The 13,827-nt window shown below is 69.4% G+C and carries 15 protein-coding genes and 1 pseudogene; 3 read left to right on the top strand and 13 right to left on the bottom strand.

The genetic code is table 11. The annotated features are described in order from the left end of the window. Window positions 1–9: 9 nt before the first annotated feature. From cbiE to OG226_RS39105, 7 genes and pseudogenes are all read right to left on the bottom strand, one after another. Entirely contained in the window at window positions 10–1,233 is a 1,224-nt protein-coding gene (gene cbiE, locus OG226_RS39135) for a precorrin-6y C5,15-methyltransferase (decarboxylating) subunit CbiE (RefSeq protein ID WP_329351577.1), read from the bottom strand. A gap of 115 nt (window positions 1,234–1,348) precedes the next feature. Beyond that, complete coding sequence (locus OG226_RS39130) at window positions 1,349–1,987, bottom strand: GNAT family N-acetyltransferase (protein WP_328684461.1); 639 nt, start codon at window positions 1,985–1,987, stop codon at window positions 1,349–1,351. 144 nt (window positions 1,988–2,131) lie between these two features. Next, window positions 2,132–2,748 (bottom strand): annotated as a pseudogene (locus tag OG226_RS39125) (MetQ/NlpA family ABC transporter substrate-binding protein). Between the two features lie 20 nt (window positions 2,749–2,768). Next, window positions 2,769–3,605 carry a MetQ/NlpA family ABC transporter substrate-binding protein gene (locus OG226_RS39120; protein ID WP_266870301.1) on the bottom strand — a complete coding sequence of 279 codons (837 nt, stop codon included), beginning with the start codon at window positions 3,603–3,605 and terminating at the stop codon, window positions 2,769–2,771. Between the two features lie 75 nt (window positions 3,606–3,680). Next, window positions 3,681–4,406: a methionine ABC transporter permease gene (locus OG226_RS39115; RefSeq protein ID WP_328684460.1), complete on the bottom strand. Its 726-nt coding sequence runs from the start codon at window positions 4,404–4,406 to the stop codon at window positions 3,681–3,683. After that, entirely contained in the window at window positions 4,403–5,437 is a 1,035-nt protein-coding gene (locus OG226_RS39110; protein WP_328684459.1) for a methionine ABC transporter ATP-binding protein, read from the bottom strand. The genes OG226_RS39115 and OG226_RS39110 overlap by 4 nt, the downstream gene beginning before the upstream one ends. Before the next feature lie 318 nt (window positions 5,438–5,755). Then, complete coding sequence (locus OG226_RS39105; RefSeq protein WP_329351576.1) at window positions 5,756–6,406, bottom strand: HAD family hydrolase; 651 nt, start codon at window positions 6,404–6,406, stop codon at window positions 5,756–5,758. A 50-nt stretch (window positions 6,407–6,456) separates the two neighbouring features. Between OG226_RS39105 and OG226_RS39100 the strand changes: the two genes are divergently transcribed. Next, a complete protein-coding gene (locus OG226_RS39100) occupies window positions 6,457–6,816 on the top strand; it encodes a hypothetical protein (protein WP_327405367.1) in 360 nt (119 codons plus the stop codon). A gap of 1 nt (window position 6,817) precedes the next feature. Next, complete coding sequence (locus OG226_RS39095; protein WP_328684456.1) at window positions 6,818–7,267, top strand: hypothetical protein; 450 nt, start codon at window positions 6,818–6,820, stop codon at window positions 7,265–7,267. Here the strand turns inward: OG226_RS39095 and OG226_RS39090 are convergent. The 3 genes from OG226_RS39090 to OG226_RS39080 form a co-directional block, all read right to left on the bottom strand. Further along, window positions 7,257–7,754 (bottom strand): GNAT family N-acetyltransferase, encoded by a 498-nt coding sequence (locus OG226_RS39090; RefSeq protein ID WP_328684455.1) that lies wholly within the window; start codon window positions 7,752–7,754, stop codon window positions 7,257–7,259. The genes OG226_RS39095 and OG226_RS39090 overlap by 11 nt on opposite strands. 46 nt (window positions 7,755–7,800) lie before the next feature. Continuing rightward, the gene (locus tag OG226_RS39085) at window positions 7,801–8,307 is read right to left on the bottom strand and encodes an RNA polymerase sigma factor (RefSeq protein WP_328684454.1); all 507 of its coding nucleotides are present in this window, start codon (window positions 8,305–8,307) and stop codon (window positions 7,801–7,803) included. Between the two features lie 73 nt (window positions 8,308–8,380). Continuing rightward, entirely contained in the window at window positions 8,381–9,565 is a 1,185-nt protein-coding gene (locus OG226_RS39080; protein WP_329351572.1) for a glycerophosphodiester phosphodiesterase, read from the bottom strand. A 320-nt stretch (window positions 9,566–9,885) separates the two neighbouring features. Between OG226_RS39080 and OG226_RS39075 the strand changes: the two genes are divergently transcribed. Next, entirely contained in the window at window positions 9,886–10,557 is a 672-nt protein-coding gene (locus OG226_RS39075; RefSeq protein WP_329351571.1) for a lysophospholipid acyltransferase family protein, read from the top strand. Between the two features lie 96 nt (window positions 10,558–10,653). Here the strand turns inward: OG226_RS39075 and OG226_RS39070 are convergent, their stop codons facing one another. From OG226_RS39070 to OG226_RS39060, 3 genes are all read right to left on the bottom strand, one after another. Further along, window positions 10,654–12,177: an MFS transporter gene (locus OG226_RS39070; RefSeq protein WP_328684452.1), complete on the bottom strand. Its 1,524-nt coding sequence runs from the start codon at window positions 12,175–12,177 to the stop codon at window positions 10,654–10,656. Next, window positions 12,174–12,740: a TetR/AcrR family transcriptional regulator gene (locus OG226_RS39065; protein ID WP_328684451.1), complete on the bottom strand. Its 567-nt coding sequence runs from the start codon at window positions 12,738–12,740 to the stop codon at window positions 12,174–12,176. The genes OG226_RS39070 and OG226_RS39065 overlap by 4 nt, the downstream gene beginning before the upstream one ends. Window positions 12,741–12,821: 81 nt before the next feature. Next, entirely contained in the window at window positions 12,822–13,793 is a 972-nt protein-coding gene (locus OG226_RS39060) for an aldo/keto reductase (protein ID WP_329351570.1), read from the bottom strand. Between the last annotated feature and the right edge of the window lie 34 nt (window positions 13,794–13,827).

Here is a 13,827-nt window from a genome sequence, read left to right as displayed (position 1 = left end):
TACGAAGGGTCAGGAAACGCGCTCCGGAAGGAGGCCGCTCAGCAGGAACGCGACGCTCCGTTCCGTCTCCGTCCAGGCCCTGGTGTCCAGTTCGACGGACTGGAGGAGGGCGCACTCGACGTGGTAGCCGTGCTCCGTGAGGTCGCGGCCGACGAGTTCGGCCTCGTCGCGGGTGGAGGCGTGCGCCACGATGCGCTGCGGGCGCCGGTCGGCGACCGCGGAGACGACGGCCACTCCCCCGCCGCCGACCCGTACTACGTCGGGTTCGGGGAGGTTCTCCAGGATGTGCGGGGCGTCGCCCTGGACGATCTGGAGGTGCACGCCGAAGCTGCGTGCGGCGGAGTCGGTGCGGGTGCAGGCCTGCGTGTCCCGGTCGACGGCGATGACGGCGGCTCCGGCGCGGGCCGCCTCGATGGCGAAGGCGCCGCTGCCGCAGCCGATGTCCCACACGAGGTCTCCGACGCGCGGGCCGAGGCGGGCGAGCTGGGCGGCCCGGAGCAGATCGGTCTCGCCTTCGCCGAGTTGGCCGCCGTAGGCCTCGGCGGGGAGGGTCCAGCCGCGGGCGACCGCGGACGGGTCGCGGCCGGCGATCCAGCCCTCACCGGTCGCGCCCGTGACGGACGGGCCGACCGGACCGCCCATGACGATGACGACGTTGGGGTCGCGCCAGGTGCGGTCGGCGGCCTTGTCGGAGGTGAGGACGGTGACCTGTTCGTGCTCGGTGCCCAGTTCCTCGCAGATGACGAAGGTGCGGTGGACGCCCTCCATGAGGAGACCGAGTTCGGCGGGTCCGGCGCCCGGTGAGGTGAGGACGGCGACTTTTGTGTGGGCCCGGCACACATTCACCGCGCGTCGCAGGGTGCGCCTGTGTGCGACGACCACCTGTGCGTCGTCCCAGGGCATCCCGGCGCGGGCAAACGCCGCGGCCACGGAGGAGACCGCGGGGACGACCTCCACCTCCAGGCCGAACTCCGGTGCGCGCAGGGTCCGTACGACTCCGAAGAAACCGGGGTCCCCGTCGGCGAACACGACCGCTGTGCCGCGATGGCCCGCGACGCGGCGGGCGGCGAGGGCGACGCTGCCGAGGCGGATGCGCTCGGCGTGCTGCGACACCTCGGGGAGCGCGAGATGGTGGGGAGCGCCGGCCACCAGGGTGGCGGCGCCGAGGGCGGAGCGTGCCGCGGCTGTCAGCGGAGAGCCGTCCCAGCCGATCACCGTGACGCGGTCGGCCATCGTCGTCAGTCTCCAGGGGTGGTTCGCGGGTCATCGGGGAACGCGGCCCGTACGCGGGCACCGTGAGGGTACCTGGTGCGACTGGGCGGTGCTCCCTGTGCCGTACCCGCCGGATTCAGTTCCAGTCGGCGAGTGACGTGAAACCGTCGATGTCCGCTAGCTGTTCGGCCGTTCCCTCCAGGTCCTCCGGGAGAAGGCTCCACACGATGAAGTCGGTACGGACGTCGCTCCAGGTGCCGTCGTCGGCGTGGACATGCGCTATGCACGCGTTGCGCAGAACGCCCTCGCTGATGCAGCCGATCTTCTGGGCCACCTGCTGGGACGCCGTGTTGTCGGCGGCGGTGCGCAGCTCGATGCGCTCGAACTTCTGGTCCCCGAACAGCCATTGGGCGGTGGCGAGCGCAGCCTCGGAGGCGTAGCCCTCGCCACGGGCCCAGGGGGCGATGATGTACGCGAGCTCGGCGGACCGGATGTGCCAGTTCGCCTTGCTCAACTGGACGACGCCGACGAGCCGTTGGGTGAGGAACTCGGTGACGGCGAGGTCGAGGCCGCGGCCCGAAGTACGTTCGGTGGGTGCGTGGTCGGTGATCCACCGACGGGCGCCGGCCTCGGTGAACGGCTGGGGAACGTCGGTCCAGGCCGCGACCTGCTCGTCGTTCATCATCTCGGTCAGGGCGGGCACGTCGTCCTCGTCGAGGGGCCGGAGCACCAACCGCTCCGTGCTGATGGAGATGTTGGGGAAGGTGCTCGTCATGCGCCGCTCCGTAACCTTCGGAAGATGTTCCGGGCCTACCTGAACTGCCCAGCATGCAGCATGAAAGCGGGGAACCGCACCACGGGGTCCACTCATGGTGAGCGCGTGGACCCCGTGCGTGGTGATACGCCGTATACGCCCCCGTCAGCCGGAAGTGACCGGCAGGACAGAGCCCTTGTTGCCGCGTTTGACGGCCAGGAGGTTGGCGTAGGGGTTGTCCTTCGCCGACTCCAGGAGGATCGCGTCCTCGGCGGGGCTGAGGCCCGCGTCCTGGGCGTAGTTGTTGTTGATGACGGCCACGTCCAAGTCGTCCAGCGAGCGCGGCAGTTGGGCCGGGTCCAGCTCCTTGAACCTCAGGTGCCTCGGGGCGGCGAGGAGTTCGAGCGCTCGTCCCTCGTTGGTGGTCTCGTTCGGATACGCCTTGAAACCGAGACCAGGTCGGTGCCCTTGGACTTGTCGAACTCGTCCAGGAAGGGCTGGTTCCGGTAGGGGTTCGCGTCCAGCGAGCCCTCCTGGAGCGCGGTGTTCGGCAGGACGTAGTCCGTGAACTCCCTGATCTCCAGCTTGAGTCCGGCCTTCGCGGCCAGGTCGTCCTTGATGTACGTCAGGACCTCACCGGCCGGCACGGCGGTGGCGCCGACGACGAGGGTGCCGTCGGCCTTGCCACCGCTCCTGCCGGAGCCGGAGCCCGAACCGCGGGCCGTGAGGCCGAAGAAGGTCACGGCCAGTCCGGCCGCTGTGACGGCGGTGCTCCTGCGCACGGCGATTCCCCCGGCTCGGCTCAGAAGGACGGGATGACGGAACCGGCGTACTTGTCCTCGATGAACTTCTTCACCTCGGGCGAGGTCAGCAGCTTCGCGAGCTTCTTGACGCGCGGGTCCTTCTCGTTGCCCTTCTTCACGGCGAGGAAGTTGCCGTAGGGATTGTTCGTCGCGGACTCCAGGATCAGGGCGTCCTTGGCGGGCTTCAGGCCCGAGGAGATGGCGTAGTTGCCGTTGATGACGGCCGCGTCGACGTCGTCCAGGGAGCGCGGGGTCTGGGCCGCCTCCAGCTCCTTGAACTTGAGCTTCTTCGGGTTCTTGGTGATGTCCGCGGGGGTCGCCTCGTTGCCCACACCGGACTTGAGGGTGATCAGCCCGTTCGCCGCGAGCAGCTTGAGGGCGCGGGCCTCGTTGACGCTGTCGTTCGGGACGGCGACGGTCGCGCCGCTCTTGAGGGCGTCGGCGCTCTTGACCTTGTGGGAGTAGAGGCCGAGCGGCTCCAGGTGGACCGTGACGACGGGCACGATGTGGGTGCCGTTCTTCTTGTTGAAGTCGTCGAGGTACGGCTGGTTCTGGAAGTAGTTGGCGCCCACCGAGCCGTCCTCGGTCGCCGTGTTCGGCGTGACGTAGTCGGTGAACTCCTTGACCTCCAGGTCGAGTCCGGCCTTCTTCGCCAGGTGGTCCTTGACGTAGTCGAGGATCTCGGCGTGCGGGGTCGGGCTCGCGGCGACGACCAGCGGTCCGCTGTAGTCGGAGGAGGCGGAGGAGGAACCCTTGTCCGAGCCGCAGGCGGAGAGCGCGAAGGTGAGGGCTCCGGCGGCGAGGACGGCAGTGGTGAGCTTTGCGGTGTTACGCACGAAAAGTGCCTTTCCTGATGGGTGTCGCTTGGTACGACCCCGCGTTGGGTGGTGCGGGGAGCTGTGGGGTGCGGCTCAGACGGTCTCGCTCGTCGCGGTGGACGCCTTGAGCAGCCGGAGCCTCGGTCCGGGACCGGACTGTCCGCCGCGCCGGTGCAGCGAGCGGGCGGCGTAGTCGCCGGCGAACTGGATGAGGGAGATGACGACCGCGAGGATCGCCACGGTGATCCACATCAGCTGGGTCTCGAAGCGCTGGTAGCCGTAGCGGATGGCGATGTCGCCGAGCCCGCCGGCGCCGACCGTGCCGGCCATCGCGGAGTAACCGATGAGCGCGACGATCGTCGTGGTGGTGCTGGAGATCAGCGAGGGCAGGGACTCCGGTACGAGGACCTTGCGTACGACGGTCCAGGTGTTGCCGCCCATCGACTGCACGGCCTCGACGAGCCCGCCGTCCACTTCCCGGACAGCCGTCTCGACAAGGCGCGCGAAGAAGGGGATCGCCCCGATCGCGAGCGGCACGATGGCGGCCTCGCGGCCGATGGTCGTGCCGGTGATGGTCCGCGTGAAGTTCATCAGCGCGACCATGAGGATGATGAACGGCAACGAGCGGGCGACGTTCACGATCTGCCCGATGACCTTGTTGGCGGCGACGTTCTGGAGCAGTCCGCCGCGGTCGGTCAGGACGAGCAGGATGCCGAGCGGGAGCCCGCCGACGACGGCGATGACCGTGGACCAGCCGACCATGTAGAGGGTGTCCCAACACGCCTGGGACAGCAGGGGCTGCATCTCCGACCAGGTCACTTGGCACCTTCCTTCAGCAGTACGGGCTCCTGGCCCAACACGTCGATCTGCAGGCCCTGTTCGCGCAGGAAGCCGATCGGCACGACGTTGTCGTCGTAGCGGCCGGGCAGTTCGATGCGCATCCGGCCGACCTGGAGTCCGCCGACGGTGTCGATGGCGGCGCCGAGGATCGAGATGTCGATGTTGTAGGTGCGCGAGAGCTGGGAGATGACGGGCTGGGTGGCGGCCTCGCCGTGGAAGGTGACGTCGAGGACCGTGCGGTCCGCGCCGTGCGCCTCGCCGCTGACCGGGAAGAGCGCGGAGGCCAGCTCGGAGCCCGGGGTCGCGAGCAGTTCGCTCACCGTGCCGGACTCGACGATGCGGCCGTTCTCCATGAGCGCGGCCGAGTCGCACACGTTCTTGACGACGTCCATCTCATGGGTGATGAGGAGGACGGTCAGGCCCAGCTGCCGGTTCAGGTCGCGCAGCAGCTGGAGGATCGAGCGGGTGGTCTCCGGGTCGAGCGCGCTGGTGGCCTCGTCGGACAGCAGCACCTTGGGGTCGCCGGCCAGTGCGCGGGCGATGCCGACGCGCTGCTTCTGGCCGCCGGAGAGCTGCGCCGGGTAGGACTTCGCCTTGTCGGCGAGCCCGACGAGGTCGAGGAGTTCGAGGGCCTTGGCGGACCGTTCCCTCCCGGACTTGCCGAGGATCTCCAACGGCAGCTCGATGTTGTCCTGCACGGTCCGTGAGGAGAGCAGGTTGAAGTGCTGGAAGACCATGCCGATACGGCTGCGCGCCTGCCGGAGTTCCCGTCCGGCGCGCGGTCCGCGCCCGGCGAGGGCGGTGAGGTCCTGCCCGGCGACGGTGACCGTGCCGGCGGTGGGCTTCTCCAGCAGGTTGACGCAGCGGATGAGCGAGGACTTGCCGGCGCCGGACTGGCCGATGACGCCGTAGACCTCGCCTTCGCGGACGTGGAGATCGACGCCGTCGAGGGCGGTGACCTCACGGCCGCGTGAGCGGTAGACCTTGGTCAGGCCCGATGTGGTGATCACTGGGGTTCCATGACTGTCGGGTACGCGGGCATGGGTGTGCCCTGGTACGAGGGGGGAAATGTGCGCGGGGCGGCGTCGGTCACGTACGAGGTGCGACGTACGGACATGCCACGACGGCTCGCTTCGGGGCGCGAGGCTCGGGGGTGGTGCGGGGGCCCTCTAGAAGGCGCACATTCGACACATACAACGAGCACCGGGCGTCAGGGTCGCCTCGGTCGCAAGGGTGCGGCAGCTCGTCGTGGTCATGGAATCAGTAAAGCAGACGTACGGTCCTGACAAAGTGCCGCTGTCCGCATGCCGGACAGCGGCGGACGCCCGTCAGGCGCGCACGGAGATCTCGACTCCCCCGTCGCTGACCAGCGCGGACAGGGCTGACAGGTCACTCACAACAAGGTCGGCGTCGAGCTCGTGGGCCTCGTGGGTTGTGGCCAATGCCACGGTGATCATTCCGGCCGCGTGGCCCGCCTGGAGGCCCGCCGGCGCGTCCTCGAAGACGACGCAGCGGGCCGGGTCGACGCCCAACTGGCGGGCGGCGAGCAGGTAGGGCTCGGGGTCGGGCTTGCCGCGGGTGACGTCCTCGGCGACCACGAGGGTCTTGGGGAGGATGCCGGCGTGCGCGAGCCGGGCCTCGGCCAGACGCCGGGTGGCCGAGGTGACGACGGCCCAGCGGTCGGCGGGCAGCGAGTCGAGGAAGTCCCGCGTGCCGGGCAGCAGGGTCGCGCCACCATTCGGCACGTCCTCCACCTCAAGGGCCTCGATCCGCGCGACCGCGGCCGGGACGACGTCGGCGGGCAGCAGGTCGGCGGCTATCGCCACGGCGGTCCGCCCGTGCAGTTCGACCCGGGCGAAGTCCTCGGCGGTGATCCCGAACTCCTCCGCCCACCGGGTCCAGCACCGGCGCACGGATTCGAGGGAGGAGACGAGCGTGCCGTCGTTGTCGAACAGGAGGGCCTCAGCGTGGATCTTCATGTTCCCGACCCTACGGTCACCTGCCTTTTGGCCCGTAATAGGGTCACTGCATGCTTGATGCCCTGACGCTGGTGACCGGTGTCGCCGCGCTGCTGCTCGCCGCCTGGTGCGGGTGGGCGGCCTACCGTGATCAGCCGACCAAGGACTGGCACTTCATCGGCATGGCCGTCGTCACCCTGCTGGCCACGGTCCAACTGGTGGTCGGCATCGTGCAGTTGGCGCGCGGCGAGAAGGCGGAGCAGGGCACGGTGATCTTCGTGGCGTATCTGCTGGGCGCGTTCGCGTCCGTCCCGGCGGCGGGCTTCATGTCCCTGACGGAGCGCACGCGTTGGGGTTCGATCACGGCCGCGGCCGGCGGTGTGGTCCTCGCCGTGCTCGAAGTGCGGCTCTACGACATCTGGGGAAGCTGAGATGACCACCGTGGAAGAGAACACCGTGGAGGAACAGCCCAAGCGGCTCATCAGCGGGCCCGGCATGCTGCTCGTCTGGTTCTACGGCGTGATGGTCGTCGGCGCGGTCTCCCGCTCCGTCTACCAGATCGCCACCGAGTTCGACCGGGCCCCGCTCGCCTACTCCCTGTCGGCCGTCGCGGGCGTGGTGTACGGGTTCATCACGTACTCCCTGATCCGCGGCGGCGAAAAAGCCCGCCTGGCGGCACAGGCGTGCTGCGCCGCCGAACTCGCGGGTGTCCTCATCGTCGGTACGTTGACCGTCATCGACAGCTCGGCCTTCCCGGACGCGACGGTCTGGTCGTACTACGGCGCGGGGTACGTCTTCATCCCCGTGCTGCTGCCGCTGTCCGCGCTGTACTGGCTGCGGAAGAACCGCACGGCCGAGGCGTCCGACACCGTCACGCCGTAGCGACGTACGCCTCCACCGGCTTCTCCAGGACGATCATCGGTACGCCGTCGTCGCCCTGGGAGGTTCCTACGGTCTCGTAGCCGACGCGGCGGTACAGGCGGAGGTTGCCCTCGCTGCGGTGGCCGGTGTGGAGGCGGAACTTCTTGGCGCCGCGTTCCCCGGCGAGGGCCGACTCGGCCGCGCGGAGGAGGCGGGCGCCGATGCCGTGGCCCTGGAGGCGCGGGTGGACGCAGAGTTTGCCGATGGCCGCCGCGCCGTCCTCGGTCACCGTGCCGCGGACCGATCCGACCACCTCCTCGCCCAGCCGGGCGACGAAAACGCAGTCGGAACCGACCTCGCCCCGGACCGAGTCGAGGCTCTGGACGAGCGGGTCGATGCGGTAGTTGCCGTACAGCGCCGCCTCGCTCTGGAAGCACAGGTACTGCAGCCTGAAGATCTGCTCTGAGTCCTGCTCGGTCGCCACCGAGATGGTCACGCTCATGCCCATGTGCGCACGCCTCCCGCTCACCTGATCGCCACTTGATTCCTCACTCCTATCCCCGTGCTTCGTGGGCCGCAACCTCCGGCGTCAGCAATCGCCGAAGACATCCCAGACATCTGGAACGTTCCGGGCCGAGACTGCCCTGTGAGATACCCAACTCCCCCGCGATCTCGCGGTAGGTGAGGTCCTTGGGCGACAGCAGCGCCTCCATCAGCCGCGGGCAACGGCCCGGCAGTCGGCGCACCGCGTCGTGCAGCGCGCGATGCCGCGCAGCCCTGAGCGCGGCCTGCTCGGGGCCGCGGTCGCTGTCGTCGGCGGGATCATCTGCGTACGACTGTTCGAGGCGGGCGGTACGGCGGCTGCGCCGGGCCTCCGAGCGGACCGCGCGGCGAAGCCAGCGCTGGGGGTCGACCGGGGGGCCGGAGGCGTCGAGGCGCTCCAGGAGGCGGAGCCAGACGGCCTGTTCGAGGTCGCCGGGCTCGGTTCCGGAGGCATATGCCTCGGCCGAGGCCTCGGCGGCGAGCAGTGGGCGCAAGGTGGCGACAAGTTGGTGCGTCATATGCGGCACGACGCGGCCGCCCCGGCACGAGGTTGCCGGGGCGGCCGTCTGTCACTCCAACGGGGCGCCGGGGTCAGCCGTTGACGAAGTCCGCGCGGGCCAGCAGGCCGGTGTCGGCGTTGTCGGTGAAGACACCGTCGATGCCGGTGGCGAAGTACCGCTTGAAGGCGCCGAACGCGTCGCCGTACGCGTCCGCGGCGCTGCCCTTGCGGTACTCCAGCGGCAGGAAGGGGTTCTCGTTGCGCATGGTGTAGGGGTGCAGGATCAGGCCCGCCTTGTGCGCGTCGGCGACCAGGGTGGTCTCCTTGTTCAGGCTGCCGTCGGCGTTCTTCGTGATGATCAGGTCGAGCGTCGGGCCCAGGCCGTCCGCGTACGTCGCGATCTCGGCGAGGCCCTTCGGCTTGACCAGGTCGTCGACCGTGCGCGGGTCGCCCTGGTCGATGAAGTCGAAGGGCTGGGTGCCCGTGCCGGACAGCAGCACGACCAGCGGGTTGCCGACGAGCTTGTTGATCTTCGCGATGCTGGTCGGCTCGAAGGACTGGATCAGGACGGGCGAGTTCTTACGGTCCTTGCCGTGCTTGCGCAGGATCGTCGAGAGCAGCTTCTCCATCTCGAACCCGCGCTTGCGGAAGTAGGTGGGGTGCTTCATCTCGGGGTAGATCCAGACCTGCTTGCCGCGCTTGCGGGTCTGGTCGTCCTGCCACTTGAGGACCTCCTCGAAGGTGGGGATCTCCCAGCGGCCGTTGTAGAGCGTGTTGTGCGGGCGGTTGACCGGGATGCGCTCGATCGCGCGCAGGGTCTTCAGCTCGGCGAGCGTGAAGTCCTCGGTGAACCAGCCGGCCGTGGAGACGCCGTCGAGCAGCTTGGTGGTCTTGCGGGAGGCGAACTCGGGGTGGTCGGCGACGTTCGTCGTCCCGCCGATCTCCGGCTCGTGCCGGCACACCAGGTGGCCGTCCTTGGTGGGGACGAGGTCGCCGGCCTCGACGATGTCGGCGCCCAGGTCGAGGGCCAGGTTGTACGAGCCGAAGGTGTGCTCCGGGCGGTAGCCGCTGGTGCCGCGGTGGCCGACGATCGTCGGCTTGGGCAGATCCTTCAGGCCGCCGCCCCCGTGGCGTGCCGTCGTGGCCTCGGCGGCTCTCGCCGCGCCCGCCGGTCCGAGTGCGGCCACTCCCGCGCCGAGTACGGCGGCGCCGAGCAGCGCCCGTCGTCCGGTGCCGCCCACTCGCTCGTTCGGCCCCTGCGTTCCCTGCGTGTCCATGAAACCTCCTGGCGTCGCCCCGTCGCTGCGCGCCGATCGTAGGTGCGCGTACATGACGAACGGGAGACCTCGGCCGGAACACGGCGGTGACGCTGGATGTCGTACCGGCCGGCAGGTTTGACCCGCGGTCACCAAGGAACGCGAGATGCGTCACAACATGGCGGCCCGGTTACGGGACGGTCCTGGCGCGGCACCGCAGGTAAACGTGCGTCAACACTGCGTAAGACCTCGGTGAACCCGATGTGCAATACCCCGGGCGCCGCGAGTATCGTCCTCACCTGCACCGATTTATATCGAACCCCTTGACACCGGAGGGCCCGTTGTCCCGCTTCGCGCTCATCAAGGCACTGCTCGGACCGATCATGCGCCTGATGTTCCGCCCCCGGGTGGAGGGAATCGAGCACATCCCGGGAGACGGTCCGGTGATCCTGGCCGGCAACCACCTCACGTTCATCGACTCCATGATCCTTCCGCTGGTCTGCGACCGGCAGGTGCTGTTCATCGGCAAGGACGAGTACGTCACCGGTGAGGGGTTCAAGGGCCGTCTCATGGCCTGGTTCTTCACCGGCGTCGGCATGATTCCGGTCGACCGGGACGGGGCGAACGGCGGGGTCGCGGCGCTGATGACCGGGCGGCGCATCCTGGAGGAGGGCAAGGTCTTCGGGATCTATCCCGAGGGGACGCGGTCGCCCGACGGGCGGCTGTACCGGGGGCGGACCGGGATCGCTCGACTCACGATGATGACCGGGGCGCCTGTCGTTCCGTTCGCGATGATCGGGACGGACAAGTTGCAGCCGGGCGGTTCGGGTTTTCCCCGGCCGGGGAAGGTCACCGTTCGGTTCGGTGAGGCGATGGAGTTCTCTCGGTACGAGGGGATGGATCGGGACAGGTATGTGCTGCGGGCTGTGACCGACTCTGTGATGACTGAGGTCATGCGGTTGTCGGGGCAGGAGTACGTGGATATGTACGCCACTAAAGCCAAGGCTGCGTAGGGGTTCGTTTTTGGGCGCGGGTGCGTTGTGGCTGGTCGCGCCCCGCGGCGGAGCCGCAGATCGACACAGCCCCGCGCCCCTTTCGGGGCGCTCCCCTTACCCGGCGTCCTCAAGTTTCTGGTTCCTCAGCATGAACCATGCCGCAACTGCCGTTGCCAGTAGGACTGTTGCGCCTACCGCCGATGCCACGCTGAGGCCGCTGACGAAGGCATCTCTCGCCGAGGTCAGCATTTCCTGGGACGCGTGAGACGGCATTCCCGCCGCCGCTTCCACCGCGCCGCCCAATGACTCGTGTGCGCCGCTCGGAGTGCCCGCCGGAGCTGCGAAGCCGCGGTACACGCCCGTCACGATCGAGCCGAGTACGGCGATTCCCAGGGCCGCGCCCAACTCGTAGGCCGTTTCCGACACCGCCGAGGCCGCGCCCGCCTGCTCCTTCGGTACGGAGGAGAGGATGACGTCGGCTGTCACCGTGAAGGAGAAGCCGGCGCCCACGCCGACCACCAGGAGGGCTGCGCCCAGGAGTGGGTAGCCGGTCGACTGGTTGAGGGTGGTCAGTACGGCGAGGGACAGGCCGACCGCCGCCAGGCCGCCGGCGACCACCGCGCGGACCGAGTAGCGGCGGGCTGTCCTTCCCGCGATGAGGCCGGCCGCCACCGCGCCTACGGCGGCGGGGATTTCGGCCAGGCCCGCCTCGAACGGGCCCCTGCCCTGGACCAGTTGCAGGTACTGGGAGAGGAAGAAGACCAGGCCGGACAGGCCGAGGATGGTCAGCAGGTCGGCCAGGACTGCCGCGCTGAAGCCGCGGTTGCGGAACAGGCGCATGTCCAACAGGGGCGCGGGAAGCGTGAGTTGGCGGCGTACGAACCAGTACAGGGCCGCCGCGCCCAGTGCGCCCACCGCGAGCGAGGGCAGCTCGAAGCCGTGGGTCGCCGCCTCCTTGACGGCGTAGACCACGCCGATCACGCCGATCAGGGAGAGGACCACGCTGATCAGGTCCCACGGGCCCGGGTTGGGGTTCTTGGACTCCGGGAGCATCTTGATGCCCACCAGGACCAGGACCGCCATCACGGGCAGGTTGATGAGGAAGACCGAGCCCCACCAGAAGTGTTCGAGGAGGAAGCCGCCCGCCACCGGGCCGACCGCCGTACCGGCGGAGGCCGTTGCGCCCCAGATGCCTACGGCCAGGCTGCGTTCGCGCGGGTCGTGGAAGAGGTTGCGGATCAGGGCGAGGGTGGCGGGCATCAGGGTCGCGCCCGCGACGCCGAGGAGCGCCCGCGCCAGGATCATCAACTCCGGTGTCGTGGCATAGGCGTTGAGGATCGAGATCGCGCCGAACGCCGTGGCTCCGATCAGCAGGATCTTCTTGCGGCCTATGCGGTCGCCGAGGCTGCCCATCGACACGAGCAGGCCCGCGATGACGAAGGAGTAGACGTCGCCGATCCAGAGGAGTTGGGTGCCGGACGGCTTCAAGTCCTCGCTGATGTAAGGGGTTGCGAGGCCCAGGACGGTCGCGTCCACGGCCACCAGCAGCACGGCGAGCACGAGGACGGAGAGCGCGAGCCAACGGCCCGGGCGCTTCTCCGTCTCCGATGCGAGGGCCGGCCGCAGGGTGCTGGTCATGATTCCTCTCTCTGTGTTTCGTCTCGTCGTAGTGCGCCGCCGAGCAGCAGCTCGGCGATCATGCGGGTGAAGTCCTTGGGGGCGCCCTTCCCGCTCTGCACCATCCAGGCACCGGAGGCCAGCAGGCCGAACAGCGCCTCGGTGAGCCAGGCGGGCGTCAGGTCGATGCGGAACTCGCCGTTCTGCTGGCCGCGCCGGAACACCGCGGTGATGCGGTCGTCGATCCGGGCCCAGCCCGCGTGCTGTTCCTCGCCCTCGAACAGCTGGTTCTCGGTGTAGAGGAAGGCGAGCAGGCCGGCGGCCGGTTCGACCTCGCGGACGAGCCGTCGTACGGCTTCCTCTGCGGGGTTCTCGTCCAGCCGCGCCGCCTCCAGCGCGGTCTCGCACTCCGCGATGCCGAGCGCCTCCAGCGCCCGTACGAGCGCGTCGCGGCCCGCGAACTGGCGGTGCAGCGTGGCCCGGCTGATCCCGGCCGCCTTGGCCACCTCGTCCATGGTCGCGGTGGACTTACGGGTCAGCAGCGCCGCGGCGGCGCGGAGAACGTGGTCGCGGTCGAGAGCCATGAGACAACCATAACCCACATGAGACACTCACGTCTCATCACGGATATGGCTGTCTCATGGGTGGTGGGTCGCCAGGGGCTTTCAGTGCCAGGGCAGCCGGCCGCGCTTCTCCCAGTACGTCCGCGGCTCCTCGGCGAGGGTCGCGAGGCGGGACAGCTGGTCGTCGTCGAAGTCCACGACCGCCGCGTGCAGGTTGGACGCGAGCTGGCCGACGGTCGCCGCGCCGGAGAGGACCACGCCGGACCAGGGTTCACGCAGGATCAGCGCGAGGGCGACCGCGTCGGAGCCCAGGTTCGTCTCCTCGGCCACGGCCTTCAGCGCGTCCGGGGCGTACGGGTCCGCCAGCCTTCCGTTGGCCATGCCCTCCTTGACGATCACCGCGAGGCCGGCGTCGTGGGCCTCGGCGAGGGCGGGGCCCGCGGAGGTCTCCAGGGCGTTGTACGTCGACTGGACCGTGCGGAAGAGGGGCTCGCCGTCCACCGTCACCGCAAGGGCGGCGCGGATCGCGTCCGCCTGGGCGGGACCGCTGGTGGAGAAGCCGACGGTGACGCCCGTTGCCGCCAACTCGGCCAGCTTCGCGTGGAGTTCCTTGTCGGTGAGGGCCGGGCTGTCGGGGGTCACCGAGTGGATCTGGTAGAGGTCGAGGCGGTCGCCGAGCAGTTCGGCGGTCTCGGCGCGCTGGCGGTCGTAGGTCCGGACGCCGTGGTCCTTGACCTCGTGCTTCTCCGCGTCGGTGGTCCAGTCGGCGGTGTAGGTGTAGCCCCACTTGCTGCCGACCACGATGTCGTCCAGGTCGGGGTGCACCTTCAGCCAGTCGGCCAGGAACTCCTCGGAGCGGCCGTAGGAGCGGGCCGCGTCGAAGTAGCGGACGCCCTGCGCGTACGCGGCGTCGAGGAGCTCGTGGGTGCGGGTGCGGAGGGTTTCTACGGTGCGGTGCTCTCCGAGGTCTTCTTCTCGGCCCAGGTTGATGTAGCCGGGGCGGCCCACTGCGGCGAGGCCCAGTCCGAGGTGGCTGGTGGGGGTTGTTGCGGTGGCCAGTCGGGCGAAGGGCATCGCGGGCTCCGGTTGGTCGGCTGTGGTGCGGGTG

The organism is Streptomyces sp. NBC_01261, assembly GCF_036226385.1.
GTDB lineage: Bacteria > Actinomycetota > Actinomycetes > Streptomycetales > Streptomycetaceae > Streptomyces.
The sequence above is the reverse complement of the archived record's forward strand: the minus strand, read 5'-3'. Positions and strand labels throughout refer to the sequence as shown.

What these genes read in the sequence shown, in the direction of transcription:
- OG226_RS39095 (WP_328684456.1), top strand. Translation starts at nt 6,818, where the DNA reads ATGACCACCGTGGAAGAGAACACCGTGGAGGAACAGCCCAAGCGGCTC.
- OG226_RS39090 (WP_328684455.1), bottom strand. Translation starts at nt 7,754, where the DNA reads ATGGGCATGAGCGTGACCATCTCGGTGGCGACCGAGCAGGACTCAGAG.
- OG226_RS39130 (WP_328684461.1), bottom strand. Translation starts at nt 1,987, where the DNA reads ATGACGAGCACCTTCCCCAACATCTCCATCAGCACGGAGCGGTTGGTG.
- OG226_RS39070 (WP_328684452.1), bottom strand. Translation starts at nt 12,177, where the DNA reads ATGACCAGCACCCTGCGGCCGGCCCTCGCATCGGAGACGGAGAAGCGC.
- OG226_RS39100 (WP_327405367.1), top strand. Translation starts at nt 6,457, where the DNA reads ATGCTTGATGCCCTGACGCTGGTGACCGGTGTCGCCGCGCTGCTGCTC.
- OG226_RS39105 (WP_329351576.1), bottom strand. Translation starts at nt 6,406, where the DNA reads ATGAAGATCCACGCTGAGGCCCTCCTGTTCGACAACGACGGCACGCTC.
- OG226_RS39080 (WP_329351572.1), bottom strand. Translation starts at nt 9,565, where the DNA reads ATGGACACGCAGGGAACGCAGGGGCCGAACGAGCGAGTGGGCGGCACC.
- OG226_RS39065 (WP_328684451.1), bottom strand. Translation starts at nt 12,740, where the DNA reads ATGGCTCTCGACCGCGACCACGTTCTCCGCGCCGCCGCGGCGCTGCTG.
- OG226_RS39060 (WP_329351570.1), bottom strand. Translation starts at nt 13,793, where the DNA reads ATGCCCTTCGCCCGACTGGCCACCGCAACAACCCCCACCAGCCACCTC.
- OG226_RS39085 (WP_328684454.1), bottom strand. Translation starts at nt 8,307, where the DNA reads ATGACGCACCAACTTGTCGCCACCTTGCGCCCACTGCTCGCCGCCGAG.
- cbiE (WP_329351577.1), bottom strand. Translation starts at nt 1,233, where the DNA reads ATGGCCGACCGCGTCACGGTGATCGGCTGGGACGGCTCTCCGCTGACA.